The sequence below is a fragment of the Asaia sp. SF2.1 genome (assembly GCF_000505765.1).
Lineage (GTDB): Bacteria > Pseudomonadota > Alphaproteobacteria > Acetobacterales > Acetobacteraceae > Asaia > Asaia bogorensis.
Genome location: NZ_AYXS01000011.1, coordinates 5,673 through 11,355 on the forward strand (window position 1 = coordinate 5,673; position 5,683 = coordinate 11,355).

6 protein-coding genes are annotated in these 5,683 nt (G+C 59.8%); 4 read left to right on the forward strand and 2 right to left on the reverse strand.

Annotated features, from left to right (window positions below; translation table 11 throughout):
- Together pqqB and pqqA are read right to left on the reverse strand one after the other, a co-directional pair.
- On the reverse strand, positions 1-771 hold a 771-nt coding region (pqqB, locus tag P792_RS26235; protein ID WP_035439568.1), incomplete at its 3' end, for a pyrroloquinoline quinone biosynthesis protein PqqB.
- Between the two features lie 114 nt (positions 772-885).
- Positions 886-966 carry a pyrroloquinoline quinone precursor peptide PqqA gene (gene pqqA / locus P792_RS26240; RefSeq protein ID WP_023978294.1) on the reverse strand — a complete coding sequence of 27 codons (81 nt, stop codon included), beginning with the start codon at positions 964-966 and terminating at the stop codon, positions 886-888.
- A gap of 367 nt (positions 967-1,333) precedes the next feature.
- Here pqqA and P792_RS26245 point away from each other — a divergent pair, with 367 nt between their 5' ends.
- The 4 genes from P792_RS26245 to P792_RS0118535 form a co-directional block, all read left to right on the forward strand.
- Positions 1,334-2,494 (forward strand): AI-2E family transporter, encoded by a 1,161-nt coding sequence (locus P792_RS26245; RefSeq protein ID WP_235075438.1) that lies wholly within the window; start codon positions 1,334-1,336, stop codon positions 2,492-2,494.
- Positions 2,495-2,745: 251 nt separating this feature from the next.
- Positions 2,746-3,558 (forward strand): SDR family oxidoreductase, encoded by an 813-nt coding sequence (locus P792_RS26250; RefSeq protein ID WP_023978296.1) that lies wholly within the window; start codon positions 2,746-2,748, stop codon positions 3,556-3,558.
- 283 nt (positions 3,559-3,841) lie between these two features.
- On the forward strand, positions 3,842-4,987 hold the full coding sequence (locus P792_RS26255; protein WP_023978297.1) for an efflux RND transporter periplasmic adaptor subunit: 1,146 nt from the start codon (positions 3,842-3,844) through the stop codon (positions 4,985-4,987).
- A gap of 34 nt (positions 4,988-5,021) precedes the next feature.
- A partial coding sequence (locus P792_RS0118535; protein WP_035439571.1) for an efflux RND transporter permease subunit occupies positions 5,022-5,683 on the forward strand: 662 nt, incomplete at its 3' end.

Genomic DNA, 5,683 nt, shown 5'->3' on the forward strand with positions numbered 1-5,683 from the left:
GGCATCATGCAAGGTCTCGATGATGCCTTCCGGGCCGGACATCGAGATATGCCCCATGCGCAGACCGGTTTTCGGGCTGAGCCCGGCACGGATCATCTCGTCATCACGCCAGAGCGTTCCTTCCATGAACAGCGCATCGGCCGCGCGAATGCGTGTGCGTATGGAAGGGGTGAGATCGGCACAGGCTGGCAGGAAGACCATCGTGTGCTTTCCGTCGGTAATTTCGAGCCCGATTGTCTCGCCCTTCTGGCTTGGCAGATGCTCGGCATAGAGTGGTGCCTTGCCAGGCACATCAAAGGCGGTGAGCGTCAGACCGGAAGCTGTACCGTCCTTGTTGGGCAGGGTAAGGGGTGTTTCGTCATCGAGCGGCAGGCGTGGCACAATCTCACGGTTTACGGCCTCGAAAATCGGATTGGCATCCAGCTGGGCCAGCGTGGCGGACGTGCCATAGAGCCGGAAGGGCTCGCGCTCGCGCAAAGTCAGCAGCCCGGTGATGGAATCGATTTCGCCATTGGTCAGAATAACGCCCTGTATCGGCGTGGAACGCAGTGCGTCCTGCGCATGCAGTTCTGGCGTTGCCAGGATCTGGGCTCTGAGATCAGGCGAGGCATTGAGCAGAAACCAGTGCTTGCCATCGCCGCTGACGGCGAGGGAGGCCTGGCTGCGTGAGGGAATTCGGCCCTCTCTTGCGGCACGGCAAGCCGGGGCGTTCGAATTCCATTGCGGAAACCCACCACCGGCGCCGCTGCCAAGAACGATGATATCGAGCATGGTCAGGGTCGGTCTGTTCGTGATCGGCTGGCAGAGGGCGGTTCAGCCCGGCCAGAAACGACAACAGCCGCACATAGGGTGCGGCTGTTGAAGGTAAACGGTCCTGCGAAGAACTTACTTCTTCTGGCCGCAGACATAGGAGTTGATTTCGGCGCCGAGCGGAATTTCGGTAACCTTCGGGGTGTTCCAGGCCATGACGATATCCTTCAATGAAACAATGTGCTGTATCAGCCTAAAGATAGAACCCGAAAATGGGTTGCAAGCCAACGTGATTCAACCCAATAAAATGTAACGTGCATCACGTTGATGGCAACGTTTGAGGTCCCGGGCGGTTGATCGACGTTCATGACAGCGCCTTTTCCCGCGCAGCAACCCGTCTTTCAGGAAAGAAACGCCCGCCATGTCAGGCCCGTCGCTGACTTCGGACATGCCCCAGCCTGAAACCGGGTCCGAGGGGGGCGTGCCACGCCTCGCCCAAACCGGCGCCGGGGCAAAAATCATGCCCGATGCCCCGTCCGATACCGATAATTCCGAAGTGCGGAATGACGTGCATCAGGCCGGGATGATCCGCAAGGCCATGATGCGTCACAGCCTCGGCCTGCGTGATGTCGGCATTCTCATCCTGTCGCTTCTGGCGGTGTTCTACACCCTCTATTTTGCCGCCGATATCGTGCTGCCATTCGTTTTTGCGATGGTCGTCAATCTGCTGATGATCGGGCCGATGCGCTTTCTACATGGGCGGCTGCGTATCCCGAAGCCCATCTCGGCGCTGTTACTGATCATCGCCATGTTCCTGCTGGTCGTCTGCATTGGCACCGCCATTTCGGTGCCGGCTGCGGCGTGGCTGACCAAAGTGCCGCAGAGCCTTCCTGCGCTTCAGCAGAAACTCGCCTTCCTTCAGGGGCCGATTGACTCGGTCCAGCGCGGCTATCTGCGGGTGATCGCCCTGATGTCCAGTGGCGGGCATCATCATGTGACCGCTGCCTCGGCTGCGGCGTCATCGGCCTCGAATGGTGCTGAGACGCTGCGCGTCTGGGGGTCCTCCTTCCTGATCGGGACGCGGGCATTCATGGGTGAGTTCTTCACCATGCTGCTGATGCTGTTCTTCCTGATGACGGAAGGCGACAGCCTGCTGCGTCGTATCGTGGAGATCATGCCGACCTACTCCGACAAGAGACGGCTGGTGCAGATCACGACGCAGATCGAGCGCAATGTCTCGCTCTATCTTGCCACCATTACCATCATGAACATTCTCGTTGGGCTGCTGAACCTGCTGCAATGCTGGCTGACCGGTATGCCCAATCCGCTGCTCTGGGGTGTTCTGGCCTTTCTGCTGAATTATGTGCCGATCATCGGGCCGCTGACTGGCGTGGTCGTCTATTTCTGCGTGGCGCTGATCAGTTTTCCGTCTTTCCTGATGTCGCTCCTGCCACCCGCCATTTATCTGTGCATCCATATCCTCGAAGGTGAGACGATCACCCCAATGCTTCTGGCCAAGCGCTTCACGCTCAACCCGGTGCTGGTCATGGCTTCCCTTCTGTTCTGGGACTGGATGTGGGGGATTGGCGGAGCGTTCCTGTCCGTGCCCATGCTCGCCGTGTTCAAGATCTTCTGCGACCATATCGAGGGGCTTTCACCCATCGGGCATGTGCTGGGCGGACCTGTAAGACCACGATCGCTTCGTACGCTTGGCCCTGAGGTCAAGCCCGAGGCTACACCCTGACAGAGATGGTTTGGCGCGCTACCCGGTGGGAGCAGATCGGGCAGAAATGAGATCGGCACAATCCTGATCACTGTTGTGACTGGAATACGAGCAGTCCGGGGGGCTTACGAGGCCGGTTTCATGAACCTGATGCATAAGGCCATGTCCCGAACGGGCACTAATGGACGGCACACGGGCTTTGTATCATCTGATCGGAACCACCCGCTGCATTTGCAGGGTGGGTGCAGGGTTTCTGCAATCAGGGAGAGCGCATGAAGGACGTTACCGTCGTTGTCGGGGCTGGGTCGATTGGTCAGGCGATTGCACGCCGTATAAGCAATGGACGTCACGTCGTGCTCGCTGATCTGCACCTGGAAAATGCAGAGAAGGCGGCCGGTATTCTCGAACTGGCAGGATTCGAGACAAGTGTGATCACTGTCGATGTCTCGGAAAGACGGTCTGTCCGGGCCCTTGTCGAGGCGGCCAGTAAGATCGGCCCGCTCATGTCTCTCGTTCAGGCAGCCGGTGTATCGCCATCACAGGCGCCAGTAGAGACCATCCTCAAGGTTGACCTCTACGGAACAGCCATGCTGCTCGAAGAGTTTGGGCAGGCTGTCGCAAAAGGGGGATCGGGGATCGTGATCTCATCCCAGTCGGGCCATCGAATGCCGGCTCTCAGTGCCGAGCAGGACAGGCAGCTGGCCACGACGCCCGCCGATAGGCTCCTTGCCCTTCCCTTTGTGCGGGAGATTACGGACACGCTTCTTGCCTATCAGATGTCCAAGCGCTGCAACTCATTGCGGGTGAGGGGAGAAGCGCCACGTTGGGGAACACGCGGCGCGCGCATCAATGCAATCAGTCCCGGGATCATCATCACGCCGCTTGCCTATGACGAGTTGCATGGTGAGCGGGCAGCGTTTTATCGCCAGATGCTTGCCGATGCCCCGGCAGGCCGCGCAGGAACACCCGATGAGGTGGCCGCACTCGCGGCACTAATTACCGGTGCTGAAGGCGGCTATATAACGGGAAGTGACTTCCTCATCGACGGTGGTGCAACCGCCCAGTTTTTCTACGGCACGACATAGCGCTGCCGGGCTGGCAATCGGACGGGTAGGGTGCCCCAAGGGGGTGCCTGATGCGCTGTCCGACGCCGCACGCTTTCGCTCGAATTCAGTACGAAATTCCCCCGGTCCGGCGTATGACATGAAATTATCATGCGCCTTCAACCGACCTGTCCTATTAGAACATCGTTCTGAGGCTGGAGACCGCTTGGCGAAGCATGGTTGAACGGCTATCAACCGCGACAAACTATTTCAAAACATCCTGAGCCGAGGTTCTGATGCGCTCCCATGACGGCCTTGCCTGACCATGCAGGCACCTTTCCTACGCCGCCTTGGTCTGGCAGCGCTCATCGCCATTGTCCTTCTCGGGATCGTTATCACGATCATCCATGAACATGGGGCATCGCATTCCGATCGGCCGAGAGCCCAGCTCGCCCGTGAGAACGGTATGGTTATCGTAACCGATGACTCCCCGCTCATGAAGCGTTTGCATGTCGAGCCTGTGACAACGAGCAGGCTGGCCCATGGGTTGCGTGTGCCCGGCATGATTCAGGCACAGCCGACACGCAGCATCAATATCCTGACGCCGGTTACGGGCCATGTAACGGCAACCAGCCTTCAGCCCGGTCAGATCGTGCACAAGGGGGATGTTCTGGCGGTTCTGGCCTCTGGCGATCTCGATCAGGCCTATGCCGATCTGCTCAAGGCGCGGGCGCAGGAGACCTATCAGGCGCAGGTGGTCAAACGCGCCCAGGAGGTTCTCTCCATCGGGGGCAATGCCCGCAAGGATCTGGACTCTGCCAGCAACGATCTGGCTCAGGCCCGCGCCGAGCGTCAGCGTGCCGAGCGTCGTCTTGAATCCCTCAACAGTCGCACTGACCAGGATGGCGAGGGTCTGGTGAGACTGGTGGCACCGATAGACGGGCTGGTGGCCAGCACCACGCTGGCACCGGGTGTGAACATCACGGATGCCACAGCCGTTCAGGCGGTTCTGCTCGATATCTCCCAGGTGCAGATCGACGCTGAAATTCCTGAGGAGTCCGCGGGTATGGTGTCCGTTGGCCAGCCGATGAATGCTGCCATCAGTGCCCTGCCCCGCCGGCACTGCGTAGCGCCCGTCCAGTCGATCGACCCTGCCCTGCACAGCGATACGCGCCGGGTCATCGCACATATCCTGTGCGATAATCCTGATGGAGCCCTGCGCCCCAACATGTTTGCCGATGTCGAGATTGCGGTTCAGCAGCCGGACATGGTGATCATCCCCAAGACCGCCCTTCTGATGAACAACGACCGCCTTACGGTCTTCGTGCAGGATGGTGCTCCCATGCATTTCCGCCGTCGCGCCGTAACGGTCAGCTATGATGAGGGGGAGAGCGTCCGCGTTCTCTCGGGCTTGCAGGGTGGTGAGCATATCGTCACGCGTGGCGCCATTCTTCTCAACGATAACGACTGATTTGTCAGCGCCGCAGATGAGAGCTTCCTAATCCGTGATTGCGACCCTGATTTCCTGGTGCTTTGCGCGCCGCCATATCGTTTTCATCTGCGCCGTGTTTCTGGCTCTTGCGGGCGGTTATGCCTGGCGTGTGTTGCCCGTCGAGGCCTATCCCGATCTTGGGGCGGTCAATGTGCAGGTCACGACCCAGGTTTCCGGCCTGGCCGCCGAGGAAATGGAACAGCAGGTTACCGTGCCGCTGGAACGGGCTCTGGCAGCCGTGCCGGGCGTAACCGAGAGCCGTTCGAGCAGCACGTTCGGCCTGTCGCTGATCACCCTGATCTTTCATGACGGCATCGATGTGTTCACGGCGCGCCAGCTGGTGCTGGAACTGCTCGGCACGGCGAGCATGCCCGATGGCGTGACCCCGCAGCTTGGCCCGATCACCGGACCTGCCGGCGAGATTTTCCGCTACACGCTGGAATCGGATTCGATGGATCTGATGCAGCTTTCGGACGTGCAGCGCTGGATTGTCATCCCTACGCTTCAGCGTGTGCCGGGCATCGTCAACGTCAATAATTTCGGCGGTCTGACGCGCGAGTATCAGCTCGTGCTCAAGCCGGACGCCCTGCTGCGTTACGGGCTGAGCACCGATGACGTGGTCAACGCCATCAAGAACAACAACGCCAATGCGGCGGGCGGGCGTATCACGCGCGG